This is a genomic window from Nostoc sp., from assembly GCF_036916975.1.
Taxonomy (GTDB): domain Bacteria; phylum Cyanobacteriota; class Cyanobacteriia; order Cyanobacteriales; family Nostocaceae; genus Nostoc.
The window spans coordinates 1-18,013 of the sequence record NZ_JBALFF010000082.1 but is presented as its reverse complement, the minus strand read 5'-3'; the positions used below and the strand labels follow the sequence as shown (position 1 = coordinate 18,013).

Here is an 18,013-nt window from a genome sequence, read left to right as displayed (position 1 = left end):
CTTAAGCCACCCATCTACTTACTCAACTCACGATCGCACCCGACACCCCATTCATAGATCCATTTTAGGACTTACGCATTGACAGAAAAGCCAAAATAACAGGTATAGTTTTCAAGGCTTCTAGCTAGGTTTTTCAATCAGATTTTGGCGATGCCTGGGGCGGGCTGTTCGGTGTCGCCACCAATCAAAAGCGACCTCCAAAAGCCTGAAACAACTGCCGAAACGTTAATATACAAGATTGTTCTTTTGTACAGTGCGTAAGTCCTACATTTGCAGAAGAAAGCTTAACAGAATCAGCTGCTAAAGAATTGGTGACTTTAGAATTGCCTAGTACGCTTTGCTTCTTCTTGGCATTACCTCGTCTAGCACCACCCGCCATCTCGTATTCTTGGCTGGTTTTACCGTAACGGCTGCCAACTCCTAGTAACATTTTTTCTGACATCGCTATTACAGCCTGTTCTGCGTTATTCACGTCATCTGTGAGTTTGTCAATGGTAGATAATGCAGTGTTGTAGGCAGCAAGCTTAGACCGGAGATCGTTAATTGTCATGTTTTGAGCCACTCCCCCGTTTTGAAAACGGGGGATTCAGGCATCAGACAGAGATTGCAGTCTGAGACTGTCTGACATCTCCTACGCCTAGAGTCGAACTCCCGACTCTTTTAATATTTAAACTAGCATTTTCGTCTCGGTCGTTAACAGAAAGACATGAAGGACAGCGCCAACGTCTGACATAGTACCATCACGGCAGTTTCTCATGGGGGGAACCCCCAAGACCGAACTGCCTTATTGATGTAGACAATCAATACTCATCTACATGAAATCTGTATATAATCATTACAATCACGCGTTGTGGGCTAGCAACTGTTCACTTGGTTTGGATACCATGTAGACGCAGAAGGGTATTTGTAGGAGCGTGGGACAGCTAAATTGATGCATTCTAAAACATAACTCAATTTTTCTATTGCACTATTTTAGCTGTGTCATACTGTTACAACACTAACGAAGTCATATATTTTTTACTTCAACAATAAAGTAAAATGCATTAACAATGCCTAACATACCCAACTCATTAAACTGTGACACCCTCCAACTCCTCATCTGTCAACTCATACAACTGACGTAACTTATCTAACTTGTCATCATCAGCATCCCAAAAACCGCGTCCATGCGCCTCTAACATTCTCCCTAAAATATTGCGAAAAGCTTCAGGATTTGCCTTCCGTAACTTATCCGCCATTTCTGCATCTAATGCATAAGTATCAGCCGCTTGATCGTAAACCCAATCATCGGTAAAATCGGCAGTACCACCCCAACCAATCAACGCCGTCATCCGTTGAGAAATTTCAAAAGCACCACCAGAACCTTGATTCGCCATCGCTTGCGCCCATTTAGGATTTAGTAACTTAGTGCGGTACTCCATTCGTAGCAAATCATCTAAATTGCGGGGTGTAGTATCCTTCGAGAAACTTTCCACAAAACTGGTTGTAACCTTCTTACCGCCTTGTTTTTCTGCTGCCCTTTTCAAACCGCCAGTATTGGCGTAATATTCTTGAATATCAGTTAAACCATATTCAACCGAATCGATTTCTTGAACAATGCGATCGCTAGTTTTTAATAAAGTATTCAACACTTCCGGTCTAGCTTGACCTTTATCTTCTCTCCCATAGCTAAACACATTGCGACTTTGCCAAGTATTGCCCAACTCCTCGCCAGATTCCCAGTTACCATCAACCACCCGATCATTCACCAAAGAACCAAAATCACCCGCCGGATTAGAAAACAATCTCGCCGATGCATTTTCTACACCTTGTGCTTTTAAAGCTAAAGCATGTCTTCTAATAAAATTCTGATCATCTGGTTCATCAGCATCAGCCGCCCGTTGAAATAAATCATCTAATAATTCGATAATATTGACAAAACTATCCCGAAAAATCCCCGACAAATTAGCCAACACATCAATACGAGGATGTCCAACTTCCGCCAACGGCTTCAATTCATAACGAACAACTCTACCAGTTCCTTCTTTAACAGGTTCAGCCCCCACTAACTCCAAAAGAATCCCCAAAGATTCACCCTTAGTTTTAATTGCATCCAATCCCCAAAGCATCACCGCCACCGTTTCAGGATACTTCCCATATTCATCCAAATGCTGGGCGATAATTTTCCCTGCAATTTCTCGCCCTCGTTCATAGGCCGCAGGAGAAGGCATCCGATAAGGATCTAAAGCATGAATATTCCTCCCCGTAGGCAAAACCCCAGCCCCATCCCTTAACAAATCCCCCCCAGGCGCAGGCGGAATATACTCCCCATTCAACCCCCTTAACAAATTCCTTAACTCATCCGTAGATTGCATCAACAAATCCCTAATTACCCTTTCCTCCTCCTCTCTCCCCTCTCTGCGTTCTCTGCGCCTCTGCGGTTCGTTTTCTTCCTCCTCCCCCCCAAAATAAGCCTGCAAATACGACCCCAACTCCTCTTCATTCGGTGCTTCCCCCAAAACATGCAACCCCGAAGAAAACAACCGATTTTCTAAAACCTGCAAATATTCATACAACTCCACCAAATAAACATCAAAAGCATGATTGCTAAACATCCGCACATTTTCAGGAGTAAAGGCAATCCCCAACCGTTTAGCATCCTCAAACGGACAATCTGCATCCAACCCAGAATCCACAATTTTTTTACAAATCCCTTCCTTCAAAACATAATTCTTTTGTGGATCTTCCCGATACTCCGAAATCAAATCTCGCAACGCCACCAACTCCTTATACAAACCTGCGCGACCATAAGGTGGGACATTATGAGAAATCAACACACCATAACCGCGACGTTTCGCCAACATTGATTCAGAAGGATTATTCGCCGCATATATATATAGATTAGGCAAATTTCCTAACAGAATATCCGACCAAGAATAACCCGTATTACCCAACGGAGAACCAGGCAACCATTCCACCGTCCCATGCATTCCAAAGTGAACTAAAGCATCAGCTTGAAACTCATTTTGTAACCATTTATAATAAGCAGCATATTGGGGATGTGGCGTTAAATCTCGTTCAAACATTAAACGCATCGGGTCGCCTTGTATCCCCAAAGGTGGCTGTACACCTATCCAGACATTTCCTAATTGCACACCACCAATCTGGAATTCGTCGCCATAAGTTTTAATACCAGTCCCCGTGAGAGATTTCCATTGTTTTTCAATGCGGGAAGTTTGCAGATATCCCAACCATTTTTCTAAAGTGCGAACATTGACACTACTTGTGTGGTGGGCATCTTGTCCGCCATTATCTACGCCCACAAGAGGATTAGATTCATCCGCTTCTTTCACCCAGCGAATCAAATCTTCCCCATCTTCTGGTAAATCCCCGACAGTGTAACCTTGTTCTTTGAGTGCATGAAGAAACTTTAAAAGACTACGCGGCACATTTAATAATGCAGCTGTCCCCACAGCACCATAACCGGGAGGAAACCCATATAAAATAATCGCAATCTTGCGTTCCGAAGCAGGTTTTTGCCGCAAAGCCACCCAAGTTTTTACCCTACCAATTAATCGCTGCACCCGTTCGGGAACCAGATAAATATTTTCGCCCACCAAACCACCCAGAGGAACAGTATCAATAGCCCCATCCAATTCTGGTAAAGCGTACAAAACCACACTTTGCAATCCGCCCACACCTTGGCGCGTCCACGAGGAAATATCTTGAATTAATAATGGTGCAGCAACAATATAAGGTACATTCTTAGCAGTGAGAATACGCTTTGCTACTTCCACCTGACGGCCAGCTTCCATTGAACCAGCCGGCCCACCCACTAAAGGAAAGCCAATTGTGGAAACGATCGCATCTACTTTTACTGCTTCACTTGAGAGTGAGGGAGTCTCGATATTACCTAGTTGTCTTTGCTGAATTTCATAGTCGGTTGTCATCAAATCTCGTACCGCCACATGTCCTTCTACGCCGTTGATGAAAATAGGCAAAGGAATTAAACCAGATGATTCAAAACTGCGAATTAGTTGGGGAATATAGGGTTGTTTAGTAATGACGTGTTTTCGGTAAAGTAAAATACCCACAATAGGTTTTGTGGGGTGGGCAACATGAGCGCCCTGTGACAATGGCAGGCGAGACGACTGCCCCACAAGATACCATTCCAGATATGCTTTTGGCGATTCAAAAAACCCTTGATAATCGGGATGGAGTAATCCGATATTGGGGGTTTCAATTAATAGGGGAATGTCGCCAACTTTTAAACCTAAGTATTTTTCTGCTAGTGTCCAGAATAATGAAGCGACGTTTTCTGGCCCGCCAGCATTCCAATAACCATAGATAATTAACCAGTTGCGTAAGTCTTGGACTTTTTGCACTGGCACATATTTGAGTAACTTTGGGCCAATTTTTAAGAAGCTGATGTAACCAGCGAGTTTGTCTTCTTCTCGTCCGTTGCTAAATTTGTCAAGGATGAATTTAACTGGTTTGGGCATTCCTTTGGGTTTGTCGCCAATGGCAAAGTCACCCAGCTTGGTTAAACTCATCAATTCCAAGGCTGACTCAAAGATTAGACGGATGGGAATTTGGGCAATGCGATCGCGCAACCACACAACCTGGTCATAATCAAATAGGAGGCTACCAAAAAACACATCAGCGCCATCAAGGGCTGCTTCTACCTCAGGCCGAATGCTGGTAAGATCGCGATCGCTAAATACCCGAATATCCAACTCAGGGGTGCGAGAGTTAGCCAAAAAAGCTGCTTTTCTATACAAGTCAGCGTTGAACGATTCAAACCCAGCAACCAAGACGATGCGTTTCATGCCTGTAAGCTACGAAATATTTCTTTACTTAAATTTTAAACATGCTTTCAAGCTGATTGTTAAATATCTACCCACAGATTCCGCTTACTAATTCCTTGAAGGAGTTAGGACTTCACTATCATAGGACTTACGCATTACATACGAAATGTAGGGGCAATTCATGAATTGCCCCTACGGGAAATCAGGGCTTTCAAGGCAGTGAAAGCGTAACTGACAATTCAGGTGATCTGGAAAACCTCACTTCTATTTCTCTCATCCTTTAAGGAGAGAGACTTTGAATTTTCCCCTAACGCTAGTAGGGAAGGGGGTTAGAAGGTTAGGTTTTTCCTGGCTTTTCCACATAACGTGAAAAGTCAGGAAAGCGTAAGTCCTGTATCATTTATGTCTTCAGCCGCTCAAAGTTAACAGGAATACCAAGAAGCTAGCCTGGATAGGGTTTACGGCTTTATAAGCGCACTTTACATCAAGCAGCGCTTTTGGCATGGCATCAGAATAAGTACAATTGTCATAGCTTTCTACTTTAACGAAGCGCTATTATCTGGATAATGGGGTTAATTGCTGCATTTCAATTTATTGCAACAATCACCTGGTTGTTTCCGATTTTGATAAATTATGAGGATTGTGTTTTTCTTCCGATATGAATTTCAATTAGTGGATTTGACCACATAAGATTTACTGTTCAATTTCGTACAATAACTTATTTTGTATACCAGCGTAATAATGCTGATATTGCCAACAAGTAATTAAACTAGTTTATTAACAAAACTTTGTCTATAAAATTAGAATAGTTTTGAATTAGTGTAAAAAGAAGTAAGAGGATTAAATCATGAAATTTGGAATTGATAGCGGGCATAATTGTCCACCAGACACAGGAGCTAGAGGGATTAAATTTGAGGATAATTTAACTCTAGATGTAGGTAATAGAGTTATCGCCAAATTAAGAGCTTTAGGAAATGAAGTCGTAGTATGTAAACCAAGTAGTGCTAGTACAGTCCGCGACTCACTCTCAAAAAGATGTGCTACAGCTAATGCCAGTAAAGTAGATATTTACGTCTCGATTCATTTTAACTGCTTTAACGGACAAGCTAACGGTACAGAAGTATTTGCAACTAGCGATACAGGTATAAAAATTGCTAAACCTGTATTAGATGAAATCGTCAAGTTAGGATTTTTTAATCGCGGCATTAAGAGTGGTTCCCACTTGTTTGTTCTGAAAAATACAGATATGCCTGCGATTCTGGTAGAAGGTTGCTTTATCGATTCGCAAAAAGACATGAATCTTTTTAATCCTGAAGCAATGGCTAATGCGATCGTTAAAGGCTTAACTGGTAAAGTGCCAAGTCTTCCTGTTAAACCTGTACAAGATGAAGAAGATAATGTAGATGCCAGTATTCTCAGACTGCAAAAATCTTTAAATCGACTAAAAATAACCGATAAAAATGGTAACGCATTAGGAGAAGATGGCTTCACCGGGGGTAACACCAAATCTGCTGTAGAAAAATTTCAGACTATTGTCGGGCTTCAAGCGACTGGAATTGCTGACGAAGCTACATGGAATGCCATAAATCTAATTTTGGCAAAACGAATTCTCAGACCCAACCATGCCGGTGGTGCAGTTGTTAGATACTTGCAATACCGTTTAGGTGTTGAAAATGATGGCGTTTACGGCTCGCAAACAGAGCTTGTAGTTAAGAACTTTCAAAAGCAAAATGGTTTAGATGCCGATGCGATTGTCGGACCTGCTAGCTGGCAGAAATTAATTGGTTAGATTCAGGGGTATATATAAGTCAAAGCTGGCGATCGCATTCCTCCCCTATTACTGTAGGCTCACTGCGTCAACGCCAAATGCGATCGCACTACTAAGGGATTTCCAACAAATAAATTATCCTATCTTGTGGGGTGGTTGACACGAGATCCCATAGCCCAAAGCTCTCGTGTCGCTCACCCCACAAGAAATAGTTGAGTCTTTTTTTTATTTGTCAGTCCCTAATTTGTAGAAGTGCTAAAAGATAGTGCAGATGCTTCTACCAGATGCGGATGGTGGCGTTGCCAAAAACTCAAAATCTCTTCACCAACCTGTTGAGGATAGAAGTAGTGAAAAAAATGATATCCTTCTGGGCATTCCCAAAGTTTATCTTCTGGCTTCAACCAATTCAACCAATCATGCAATACAGTTGAGTTGACTACCGGATCGGTCTTGCTACCACATACCATCATTGGCATAGAAACTCCACCCTTGGGTAAATAAACTAACTTAAATAAAGAGTGTGATGAGGGAGATTGTTCTAAATCTTTATCTAAGGCAGCTACTAACTTTTTAGTGGTATGAGGTGGTTGATTTCCAAATAGACTGCGAACGTTGCTTGCTAAAACTAGCTCACGGCTGATGCTAAAAAGCTGTCGTTGAAAGTAATAGTGAGCCTGCCAATTGTTTGCAGGTTGAGCTGCAACAGCTAGCAAGGTGAGCGATCGCACTTTTTGAGGAAATCGCCGCGCAAAGCTTAAGGCGATCGCACCACCCATCCCATGACCTGCCAAATGCACGGGGCGATCGCAGTATTCTAAAAAGTCATACAGCAACTCCACAGCTTGATCTATAGAACTGCCTTCATCTTTGGTTTGCTGGTACTCCCACTGGGCGACGCTTATATGCCCAGATAAGTAATCAAGTAATGGTTTATCAAAACGCTTCAAAATAGGACTGGCATTTAACCACAGAACATCAAATGAATCAGACATAAATACCTATAACTTCTAAATTATCAATTTCAACGCACGCCTGTATGACCCTACTCATACCGAATTTTTTCAGCATCAGATTCAGTGCTACTAGTTTGACTACCGTAGAACAGACCGATTTTTTTCGACATATTTTTTACCTGATATATAGGGCTTGCGATCGCCAAAATACCTATTTGCCTTGTTGAAATATATTCTTCACTTAATGAATATCTATCTCAATAAGTCTGAAGATATCCTACCAGAGTTATTGAAAGTTTTTATCATTTAATTTAAGTAAAATTTTGTAAAGTATTTCAGGAAACAAACCGAAAATGCAGGCGGGCATTCATTTCACCCCAACTTATTGTAAGTGGCTTACGATATGCTCACACAATATTACGAATTATTACTGGTTTCAAAACATACAACGGTAAAAGAAGCTAGAGAAAGTAAATTTTTTGTGCATTTATGAAATTCATCCCAACATTAAAAGTAGCTGTAATTCCTGTCTTGGCTGTGTTGAGCTTGTTGTCTGCATCAAATAAAGTACTAGCTGACTATTTAACTAGTCAGGGTTCAGGAGGTAATTACCGTTATGAATTATGGTCTAGCGATGATAATAGTCATTACTATTTGAAAGTTTGGTCATCTGAAGCAAGTTCAAACAGTGACCGATATAGCACAACTAGAACATTCCCCTCTACTAGAGAAGCTTTAATTTATTTTGATTGCAATTACGCTGAGAGAAGTTTACCAGAATGCCCTCGATGATAATTTGGAATCCTTCTCAACGCATCTTGGGAGGGTTAGCCATAGGAATTATATTTAATTTGTGAAAATTCGCGGTGTCAAGATCCCCGACTTCGTAAAAGTTGTCGGGGATCTAACTTTTCGATTGCTATATTTTTTATCGGAACGCCGTAATACCCCATCCCTCTACAGGGTGGGGATTGCAGGGCACGATTGACGATTGCATCTGTGATTGATTTTTACCGTAGGTAAGACAAAGAACTTATGGTTTGAGGAATGAGCTATTTCTTAATTGGCAACGCGAGAGTTTTAATATAATCTCTAAGAATTTCCGCCATAGATAGCTGTTTCTGTTCTGAATATTCCTTGATAATCTGATATTCTTCTTCAGTCACATTAAACTGCATTTTTCTTTGTCTTGCCACTTGTTATACTCCAATCCATACTCTATAATTAGATTATATTAAAAATAAGGAGGTGATAAGTAGTGCTGGTTTTAGAGTACAAAGCAGTAGTAAGCAAACAACAGACGACTGCTATTGAGGAGGCTATTCGGACAACTCAATTCATCAGGAATAAAGCTATCCGTTTCTGGATAGATGCACCAAGAGAATTGAAAGTAAATAAAATAGCTTTAAATAATTACTCTACGGCACTGCGTAAAGAGTTTGTATTTGTTGAACAACTAAACTCAATGGCTTGCCAGTCTGCAACTGAAAGGGCATGGACAGCAATCTCCCGCTTTTACGACAATTGCAAAAAAAGTAAGGTGGGTAAAAAGGGGTATCCCAGATTTCAGCATGATAACCGTTCAGTTGAGTACAAGACCTGCGGTTGGTCTTTACATCAGACAAAAAGACGAATCACCTTTACTGATAAAAAAGGTATTGGTGAACTCAAGTTGTTGGGTAAATGGGATATTCACGCATATCCAGTTAAATCTATCAAACGAGTAAGAATTGTTAAACGATCTGATGGCTTTTACGTCCAATTCTGTTTAGATATAGAAGTCAGTTTAGAACCAAGATTAGGCGAGGGTGAAATTGGACTTGATGTTGGACTTGAATTTTTCTACTCTGATTCAAATGGACATCATGAAGAAAACCCAAGGTTTCTGAGAAAAACTGAAAAGTCAATTAAACACGCTCAACGTCAAATCTATAAAAAGGAGAAAGGGAAAAATCAACGACGGATAGCAAGACAGAGATATCAAAGGAAGCATTTAAGAGTAAGTAGGCAACGTAATGAGCATTCCAAAAGACTGGGACGCGACGTATGCAAGCTTAACAGCTTAGTAGCCTATGAAGACTTAAACGTTAAAAACATGGTTTTAAATCACTGTCTAGCCAAAAGCATTAATGATGCCTCTTGGGGGATTTTCCGTCGTTGGTTAGAATATTTTGCAGTTAAATTTAACAGTACTGTTGTTGCCGTTAATCCTAAAATGACATCACAAAAGTGTAGTGATTGCGGAATAATTGTTAAAAAATCTCTTTCTACTCGCACACATAAATGTAGTTGCGGATGTGAGTTACAAAGGGACGTTAACGCTGCAAAAAATATTCTGAATCTTGCAAAAGCTAGGGTAGGGCATACCCAAAGTAACGCTACAGGAGTTGGAACCTCTACGCTAGTTGGTGCAAACCTGCTAGAGCAAGTTCTGACGGTGAATGTAGAATCCCCACCTTCAATGTACTCATAAGGTGGGGAGTGTCAATTGGTAATATTTTAAATTGAGTGATTTATAAATATAAATTATCTATGTTTTTGGCCAACTTTTAATATTTTAAGTAAACTACAGAGGCAAATGTGAAACCCTACTTTCCTTCCGATAGTTGGGCTGATGGTCAAGATAATTCGTAGTTCGTAATTAAAAAATTAAATTACGAATTACGAATTACGAATTACGAATTACAACTTAGGCTTCGGCTGGTTGATATTCTTGCTGTCTTTCCACAAACGACTGCACACGGGTGCGGTAGTTTCTCACAGTCTCATCTACCCATTCGCGATCGTTGCTATTTGCGTACAAATGCACCAGTGGTTCGCTAGCATCTGGTAAAACTAACAGCCAACTGTCATCGTAGGGCTGACAAATTTTCACTCCATCGATGAGTTCTAGGTTTTGGGCTGGATGAGTTTCCACCAAGTAACGCATCAAAGCACCTTTAGCAGTCCACGGGCAGCGGATTGTATAAGTTTTGTGAATTACACGGGGCAATTCTGACCGCGCAGCAGCAAGCGATCGCTCCTGTATAGTCAACATCTCAATTATCTTCGCAATGCAGAACATAGAATCAAATCCCGGATGCAGTTGCGGGAAAATAAAACCAGTATCTCCACTACCTCCCAATACCACATTTTGGTTTTTCTGGCAAGCCTCCATTAAAGCTGTAGGGTTGGCTTTAGTGCGAATTACTCTGCCATCGTGGCGACGGGCGACTTGTTCAATAGCACTGGAAGCATGAACTGGTACAACTACTGTTCCTCTGGGGTTAGCCGTCAGAATCATGTCTACCATCAGTGCAGTTAAAGTTTCGCCACGAATTGGGTAGCCGGATTCATCAACTAAAATTAGTTGTTCTCCATTAGCCGTGACTTGTACACCAAAGTTAGCTTTCAATGCCTCGACTACATGACCTAACTGAGTCAGCAATCCTTCTCGGTCAGTTACTGACATCGCCGTTTTATTGACACTGGCATTCAGCACCACTGCATCAGCGCCAAATTTATCCAACATTTGGGGTAAAACTGCTCCCGATACTGCATAAACATAGTCAATCACCACTTTTGCGCGGCTGTTGCGGAGTGTATGAACATGCAATAGTTTCTCAAAAGCAGTGCAGTAGCGATCCATGACTTGGCTAGGATAAGATACATCGCCAATTTCATGAATTAGCGCCCGCCGCATATCTTCCTTAAAGTAAGCCCCTTCAATTTTCTTTTCCAGGGCTTTGCTGATATTAATGCCCTTTACATCCATGAATTCAATCAAAATGTAGTCAGGGCGATCGGGGTGTACCCGGACGTGGATACCACCAACTACCGACATAGTGGGTATAACCGTGCGGGCAATGGGGATAGCTGTAGCATCAAGGTTTTGAATATCAATACCTACTGACATCAAACCAGCAATGAGCGATCGCGTCACCATCCGAGAGATATTACGCTGGTCACGAGAAACCGTTACCTTAGAACCTGGTTTCAAGGTAGAACCGTAAGCAGATCCCAATTTCACAGCGAATTCTGGGGTGATGTCGATATTAGCTAATCCTTGCACACCACGTTGACCGAATAAATTCCGTTGGGCGGTGTTTCCCCAAATCAAGTTAATGTTTAAAACTGCCCCTGACTCAATCTTTTTACTAGGCCAAACGCGCACGCCGGGGCTAATTTGGGCTTCTTCTCCTACCGTGGAAAGCGAACCCACAACAGCAGCTTCTAATACTTGAGCGCGGCGGTCTACACGAGCGCCACGAGAAATTACACAGGCAGAAAGATGTGCTTCATCGCCAATAAATGCCCCATTCCACACTATGGGACGTTTGAGATTCGCATCAGCGCCAATAGTGACATTATCTCCAATTACGGTTCCTGCTTCAATGTGGACTCTTGCACCGATGCGGCAATTATCACCAATTACTGCTGGGGTTTCAATCACAGCCGTCTGGTCGATGTAAGTATTTTGACCTACCCATAACTTATTAGAAACTTCTTTATAGGCATAATCTAATTGCACTTTCCCATCTAAAGCGTCATATTGAGCTTCTCGATAGGCATCTAAGTGACCAACATCGCACCAGTAACCTTGAGCGATGTAACCATACAGGGCTACATCTTTTGCTAACAGTAAGGGGAATAAGTCTTTAGAAAAGTCGGATTCAATGTTTGCTGGCAGATATTCTAAAACTTCTGGTTCGAGAATGTAAGTACCAGTGTTGACGGTATCGGAAAAAATTTCACTACTAGAGGGTTTTTCTAAAAATCGGCGAATTCGTCTTTCTTCATCGGTAATCACGACCCCAAATTCAATCGGATTAGGAACCCTGGTCAAAATCAAAGTAGCTTTCGACTTATTTTGTTTGTGAAATGCGATCGCAGCCGTGAGGTCAAAATCTGTTATGCTATCGCCGCTAATCACTAAAAAGGTTTCATCAAGAAGTTCAGCAATGTTTTTTACACAGCCTGCCGTACCTAGAGGCTGATCTTCTTCGACAGCATAAGTCATCTGAACGCCAAAATCACCGCCATCTAGAAAATAGTCGCGCAAGACATCAGGTAAATAATGCAATGTCGCAATAACTTCTGTAATTTGATGTCGTTTGAGGAGATTGATAATATGTTCGGCTATTGGTCGATTAAGGATCGGCACCATCGGTTTAGGCAGATCGCAAGTTAACGGGCGAAGCCGCGTTCCCGAACCCCCCGCCATCAGTACTGCACGCATAAATCCTCCTTAACTAATTACAGCCTTCGCTGGTTGAAAACGTGTCAGATATATTTTCTTCTGCTTTCTCTAGTCTCCTATGGATATTGATATTTGAGGAACTTCCACAAGATGCATCTAGATTGGGGATTGGGCAAACAGGGCATTCTATTGCTTATTTCTCCCCCTGCTCCCAATCCCCAGCCCCCAACTTATTCACAATGATAAAGTTGATATTCGTAGCCATTTATGCTAGGCATTGATTGAGTATCAGGCTTAACGCATATTTTGACGGCTTCTGGTACGGGTGCGTGAAAGTTTACCAGCCACAAGTCAAAAGGTCGTGGTAATTTATTTAAAGTATTTTCCAGAGCAATGGTGGAAGTATTCGGGTCTTTGTCTTGATGAGCAAGGAGAAACAGAGGTTTTTGGAGTGAATTGGCAAGTTTAATCTGCCTAGCTACTCCCATCATTTCCCCAGTGTGTACATAAGTTTTGTGAGCGGTGGCAATCAGTACTGGTGTTGGGGATGTTTGTTGAATTAGTTGCACAAACAGGTCAGGGCGATAATACTTTTGATAGCCGAGATTGCAGATTACTGTAACTGCACTGAAAAATCCCATTAGCCAAATTAACATCGCGGCTTTTTTACCGTTTATTCCCCATTTACCTAAGCTTTTTATTTCCTTGGGGGGATGCCAACCAACTGCGAGGCTTGCCCCTAGTAAAACAACGATCGCAGGAAAGTAAACAAAGTTATATCTAGCACCTCTGGTCAGGTCAATACCCAAAAAGTAGGTAAAGATAAAGAATAAAGCGATCGCGCTGCTCACTACGTAAGCAAACACCTGAATCATAATCCGGTTTTCTGGGTGCTGTAGTTGAATCTTGATCCCACGCAGCAAAATTGGTACTGCCCAAATAAAGAAAGTCAGCATCACTATTCCAGAAGGAATCACAACCAAAGCTTGAGAAGATTCAACTGGTAACAGTGAAATCATTGCAATCAATGTTCCTAAAGCTTGAAAAATTGGGCTTAACCAATCTAATCCAACGCGCGAACCTCGAATCCAGTCGGTCAAGTTATCACGATTTTTATTCTCTAATAAGATTGGTATCCAAATTAAACCCGCTACCAAAGTACCTATAGCAACGGCATAGATGCGCCGCCAGCCAGAAGAGAAGAAAAGAGAAAATTTGCTGCTAGTTTGCAATTGCAGCCAAGCAAGGAAAATCAAAATTACGGCTTCTGTGCAGACGGTGAGGCTGAAGAAATAATGAGTAGCAAAACCTAAAGCATTAATTCCTACCCATAAAAGTGCTACCCAGATAGGTAAAGGTATGCGGTTTTGAATATGACGTGTGGCAATTACTAAGCAGGTGAGGGAACCAATTACCCATAAGACTGCCAAACTGTAATGACGCGCTTCTTGTGCTAAAAATATGCCGTAGGGTGATACTGCCATCATGGCAGCAGTCAAGTGTCCCACTAATGGCGAACGAAATGCTATTTTACTTAATATGTAAACACAGGGTATGGAGGCAGCACCGAATATAGCTGGTAGCGATCGCGCCCCAAACAGCGATACTAATCCTCCGTCGCTCTTGAATAATTTCATCCACAGGTAAGCCAGCACAAAATATAGTGGTGGATGATTATCTTGTGTAACTAAGTTATGAACCACATCACCAATACTAGCGGCTGGGTTTGGTTGCAGTGGTTGCAATAGGATATCAGGCGCGATCGCTTGATCTAGGGGTACTGATAAAAAATTATTCCCCAAGCTAAACACCAAGGTGGAAAATTCATCAGTCCAAGGAGGCTTTGCAGTCAAGTTGGTTAGGCGTAAGCTGATGCCGATGATTAACCAGGTTAAGTTCAGCAAGGTGTGAAGCCAGAAAGGAGGAAGCCGAACCTGCCAATTATGCCAATGCTTGCGTTGTGAGTTAGAACTTGCATCGACTATCGGCAGGAAACGGGCAGCATAGACTGGTAGCAACGAGATAATTTTTCTATAAAAATCAAATGCACCTTGGAAAAAAGCTCTCATTGCCGGGCCTCACACAAATTGACTTGTAGATTTGACGTTTTAGATTTTAGTTCGTTCTAAAGTCTAAGAACAAAAATCAAAATCTCAAATCCCTGGTTGTGATTATTTCACATCAGTGACGCGCCAGCTAAGTTTCAAATTAATCCAGAAATTCCAGACTGTAGCAACTGCGATCGCAATAATCTTACCTACAAACTGATTTATACCCAAGACATTATAGAGAAAGTTAATTATTAGAACTTGTAATATAACTCCTGCCAAACAGATCACACTGAACTTCAAGAATCGCTTGAAACGTTGATGCCGATCGCGTTGCCTTTGAGAAATATCACTAAAAGTCCATAAATCATTCCATAGGAAATTATTTATAATTGCCACTCCGGCCGAAAGAATCGTACTGCGAGTTAAACCTAAATGAATCACAGTACGCAGCAAATAAAACACCGTTAAATCCACAAACACACCACTCAAGCCAACCAACCCAAAGCGGAGGAATCGACCAACTGGAAAATTGACTTTTTTACTCAATCGTCCTACTCTTCCTGTGGAGAGCCGCAACCGTACTAAGTGGTGGATGTAATCTATATATTGCTTCCATGTCACCTTACTCTCACCCTCTTTGCGTTCGCAGAACACATACCCAACTTCAGCAACTTGGCCTACCTTTCCCCGCCCGATTACTTCTAGGAGAATTTTGTACCCAACTGGATTGAGTGTTGCATTTGCGATCGCACTCCGGCGCACCATAAAATAACCACTCATGGGGTCAGAAACTCTGCCTAGTACCCCCGGTAAGATCACTAAGCCCAACAATTGAGCGCCACGAGACAAGATCCGCCTAACAACACTCCAGCTACTCACCCCGCCTCCGTCCACATGGCGACTGGCTACTGCCAAATCTGCTCCTTGATCGACACTACGCAACAGTTGCGTCAGTACCTCTGGTGGATGCTGCAAATCTCCATCAATCACGCCCAACACACTCCCGTTAGCTGCTTGCCACCCACGAATCACCGCACTTGATAGCCCCCGCTCCTGCTGGCGTCGCATCACCCGCAACTGCGGGTATTCTGTCGTCAAGGATTGGGCGATCTCCCAAGTTCGGTCTGGGCTATCATCGTCTACCACAATCAATTCATAGTTTTCTGGAATAGATTCATCCAGTAACTGACTCAATATGTTGACCACATTCTTGATGTTGTCACGTTCTTTATAAGTAGGAATTACTAGGGAAAGATGGATAGATTCACCACTTGTACCCACACCGTTAGGGGGCAACTCGGAAATCTTTAGTGGGCCAGTTGGTACTGTTAACAGCAAGTTGGATGAGTTTGTCTTCATAATTTCACATTACAGAAGGAGGATGTGTAAAAACCGAGAGAAAAAAAGCCGAACATCTGCTGGCTTGATTGACTCAACCGGGTTAGTCAAAATTTGATGAATACTTTTATTACAGTTAGCTATTTTGAAAAGTTTAATAATTTCCGCGCCTTCATTCAAAATATTTTCCTAAACTTCATCTAAACTTTACATTTAACCACGTAATTTTATGGTATCTTTATCAAGAATTGCATATTTTTTATACAACAATAAATACTGTACCATTAAGTTATCTAACTCAGCAAATATACAGTTTATCTAGACTATGTGAAGAGTTTTTAGTATTAGTAGGTGGAATGTACTAATCCGAAATCATTCGTGAGAAATAGTAGCTATAGGGTGGGTTACGGAGACTGTAAGCCACCATTTAAAATTTTCGGTGGGTTAGGCTAACCACACAAGCTCCTAATTGTTTGCACTTACTTACTAAGTACTGGTTCACAAAATCTTAAAATTGGTGGTAAACAAGAAAGTGGTAAATCCGAATCAAGAGCTAATTGCATTCTGAATCCTCAACTCTGACTTCCGAATTATTCTTAATTCGAGATAAATATCAAGGCAATTTAGTAAATAAACTCGCGCTTTTGGGCGCTGCCATGTTTCCGACGACAGATGTGGTTTCAATAAATCAAAACTGGTGTGATAATTATATCTCAACCGTAAGAACAGCAAAGCAATTCAAAATGTTTACGTAGTGTCTCGTAGAGAAAAAAAACAATCCTAGCCAGTCTTTTGGCGATTGAGAATATGCAAATTAAATGCATCTTACCTGATTAAAGTCAAGTTTTTTCGACTTTTTCAAGATTTAACGATATATATACGACTTACGCACTGTACAAATTTATTATCTTGTGAATTAACGAAAATACGTCGTTTCCGACTTTGAGCAATTATGCTTTGATAAATAGCGTAGGCGCAGCCCATCGTAGGCATCGCCTAAAAAGGGTCGAAAAATCAAGGTTTAATGCCTGAAATCCACATATTACATTTGGTATTTCCTGTCAATGCGTAAGTTCTAATATAAAAATTAATAAACTAGGAAACCGGTCTAAAGGGCGCTTACCTTTAGCGGCTGGCATTGCAGCTGGTGTAAGTGTAGTGGTAGCTGCCCCCAGCAAGAACTGCCTCTTTTCAATGCCCCCTATCTTATTTACCTTATTTATTCGTAATATTGGATACTATATTCTCAGTTTTATTGTTGTTGGGGTGTTAATGTCTGTTTTACATAAATATACTGTTCTTGCTTCTGTTAGCCTAAGCATTGCTTTATTCATTAGTAGTTGCAGCGAAAATAGAACTTCCCAATGCCAGCGACTGATTCGAGTTGTGAATGCCGGAACTTCTCTGATTGATAAAAATAAAGGAACGCAAGTGATCACCAGCATACAGCTATCCAAAGATTTAGAATTTGTGACTAAATCGCTTAAGGAACTGAATTTAAAAGATCCCAAACTGAAAGAATTTCAAAGCGGTTTTGTGAATATATTTCAAAATCTTAGTCAAGCGGTAGCCGTTGCAGCTAGGGCGCTTGGTGCGACCAAAACAGCAGGTGCTTCAGCATCTGGTAGAGAAAAAATCCAAAAAGCGAGAGCCGAAATTGACTCAGCACTGACAACAGCTACAACACTTGGCAAGCAGTCGGATACATTAGTCAATCAGATGAATAAATACTGTAGCCAGTCTGAATAATCTATCTGGGGGATTGGGCAGATGATATCGTAGTAAACGGCTCGGTATCTCATTTAAGGACTAAAGTCCTCACGCAACGGGTGACGCAGGTAGACAAGATAAAACCAAACTATGTAACGAAAAGTAAAATCTCTGTATTTGGCTCGTAGTTGCGCTTTAGCGCTAAAGCGCAACTACGAGCCAGTGAT

Annotated in this window: 11 protein-coding genes and 2 pseudogenes; 5 read left to right on the top strand and 8 right to left on the bottom strand. The window is 41.5% G+C overall.

Going from position 1 to position 18,013, the window contains the following annotated elements; genetic code table 11:
- Positions 1–184 precede the first annotated feature (184 nt).
- Both V7K73_RS20995 and V7K73_RS20990 read right to left on the bottom strand, forming a co-directional pair.
- Positions 185–550 (bottom strand): hypothetical protein, encoded by a 366-nt coding sequence (locus V7K73_RS20995; RefSeq protein WP_334882695.1) that lies wholly within the window; start codon positions 548–550, stop codon positions 185–187.
- A 43-nt stretch (positions 551–593) separates the two neighbouring features.
- Positions 594–722 (bottom strand): annotated as a pseudogene (locus V7K73_RS20990) (RNA-guided endonuclease TnpB family protein); the annotation flags it as partial.
- Between the two features lie 93 nt (positions 723–815).
- On the opposite strand from V7K73_RS20990, the pseudogene V7K73_RS20985 reads away from it, so the two are divergent.
- Positions 816–906: pseudogene (locus tag V7K73_RS20985) on the top strand (IS200/IS605 family transposase); the annotation flags it as partial.
- Positions 907–1,070: 164 nt separating this feature from the next.
- Here V7K73_RS20985 and bchH read toward each other — a convergent pair.
- Complete coding sequence (bchH, locus tag V7K73_RS20980; protein WP_334882693.1) at positions 1,071–4,808, bottom strand: magnesium chelatase subunit H; 3,738 nt, start codon at positions 4,806–4,808, stop codon at positions 1,071–1,073.
- An 826-nt stretch (positions 4,809–5,634) separates the two neighbouring features.
- Here bchH and V7K73_RS20975 point away from each other — a divergent pair.
- The gene (locus V7K73_RS20975; RefSeq protein WP_334882691.1) at positions 5,635–6,576 is read left to right on the top strand and encodes an N-acetylmuramoyl-L-alanine amidase; all 942 of its coding nucleotides are present in this window, start codon (positions 5,635–5,637) and stop codon (positions 6,574–6,576) included.
- A gap of 218 nt (positions 6,577–6,794) precedes the next feature.
- Here V7K73_RS20975 and V7K73_RS20970 read toward each other — a convergent pair whose 3' ends face one another.
- Complete coding sequence (locus V7K73_RS20970; RefSeq protein WP_334882689.1) at positions 6,795–7,547, bottom strand: alpha/beta fold hydrolase; 753 nt, start codon at positions 7,545–7,547, stop codon at positions 6,795–6,797.
- Between the two features lie 450 nt (positions 7,548–7,997).
- Between V7K73_RS20970 and V7K73_RS20960 the strand changes: the two genes are divergently transcribed.
- Positions 7,998–8,300 carry a hypothetical protein gene (locus V7K73_RS20960; protein WP_334882687.1) on the top strand — a complete coding sequence of 101 codons (303 nt, stop codon included), beginning with the start codon at positions 7,998–8,000 and terminating at the stop codon, positions 8,298–8,300.
- Positions 8,301–8,560: 260 nt separating this feature from the next.
- Here the strand turns inward: V7K73_RS20960 and V7K73_RS20955 are convergent, their stop codons facing one another.
- Positions 8,561–8,704: a hypothetical protein gene (locus V7K73_RS20955; protein WP_334882685.1), complete on the bottom strand. Its 144-nt coding sequence runs from the start codon at positions 8,702–8,704 to the stop codon at positions 8,561–8,563.
- A gap of 62 nt (positions 8,705–8,766) precedes the next feature.
- Here V7K73_RS20955 and V7K73_RS20950 point away from each other — a divergent pair, with 62 nt between their 5' ends.
- Positions 8,767–9,981, top strand: coding sequence for an RNA-guided endonuclease InsQ/TnpB family protein (locus tag V7K73_RS20950; protein ID WP_334882683.1), 1,215 nt, complete (start codon positions 8,767–8,769; stop codon positions 9,979–9,981).
- 216 nt (positions 9,982–10,197) lie between these two features.
- Here V7K73_RS20950 and V7K73_RS20945 read toward each other — a convergent pair whose 3' ends face one another.
- The 3 genes from V7K73_RS20945 to V7K73_RS20935 all read right to left on the bottom strand — a co-directional run bounded on the left by V7K73_RS20945 (position 10,198) and on the right by V7K73_RS20935 (position 16,097).
- Complete coding sequence (locus tag V7K73_RS20945) at positions 10,198–12,726, bottom strand: mannose-1-phosphate guanyltransferase (RefSeq protein ID WP_334882681.1); 2,529 nt, start codon at positions 12,724–12,726, stop codon at positions 10,198–10,200.
- A gap of 191 nt (positions 12,727–12,917) precedes the next feature.
- Complete coding sequence (locus tag V7K73_RS20940; protein WP_334882679.1) at positions 12,918–14,756, bottom strand: glycosyltransferase family 39 protein; 1,839 nt, start codon at positions 14,754–14,756, stop codon at positions 12,918–12,920.
- A 102-nt stretch (positions 14,757–14,858) separates the two neighbouring features.
- Positions 14,859–16,097 (bottom strand): glycosyltransferase, encoded by a 1,239-nt coding sequence (locus V7K73_RS20935; RefSeq protein WP_334882677.1) that lies wholly within the window; start codon positions 16,095–16,097, stop codon positions 14,859–14,861.
- A gap of 1,251 nt (positions 16,098–17,348) precedes the next feature.
- Here V7K73_RS20935 and V7K73_RS20930 point away from each other — a divergent pair.
- Positions 17,349–17,825, top strand: a complete 477-nt coding sequence (locus V7K73_RS20930) for a hypothetical protein (protein WP_334882675.1) — start codon at positions 17,349–17,351, stop codon at positions 17,823–17,825.
- The last annotated feature ends 188 nt before the right edge of the window (positions 17,826–18,013 follow it).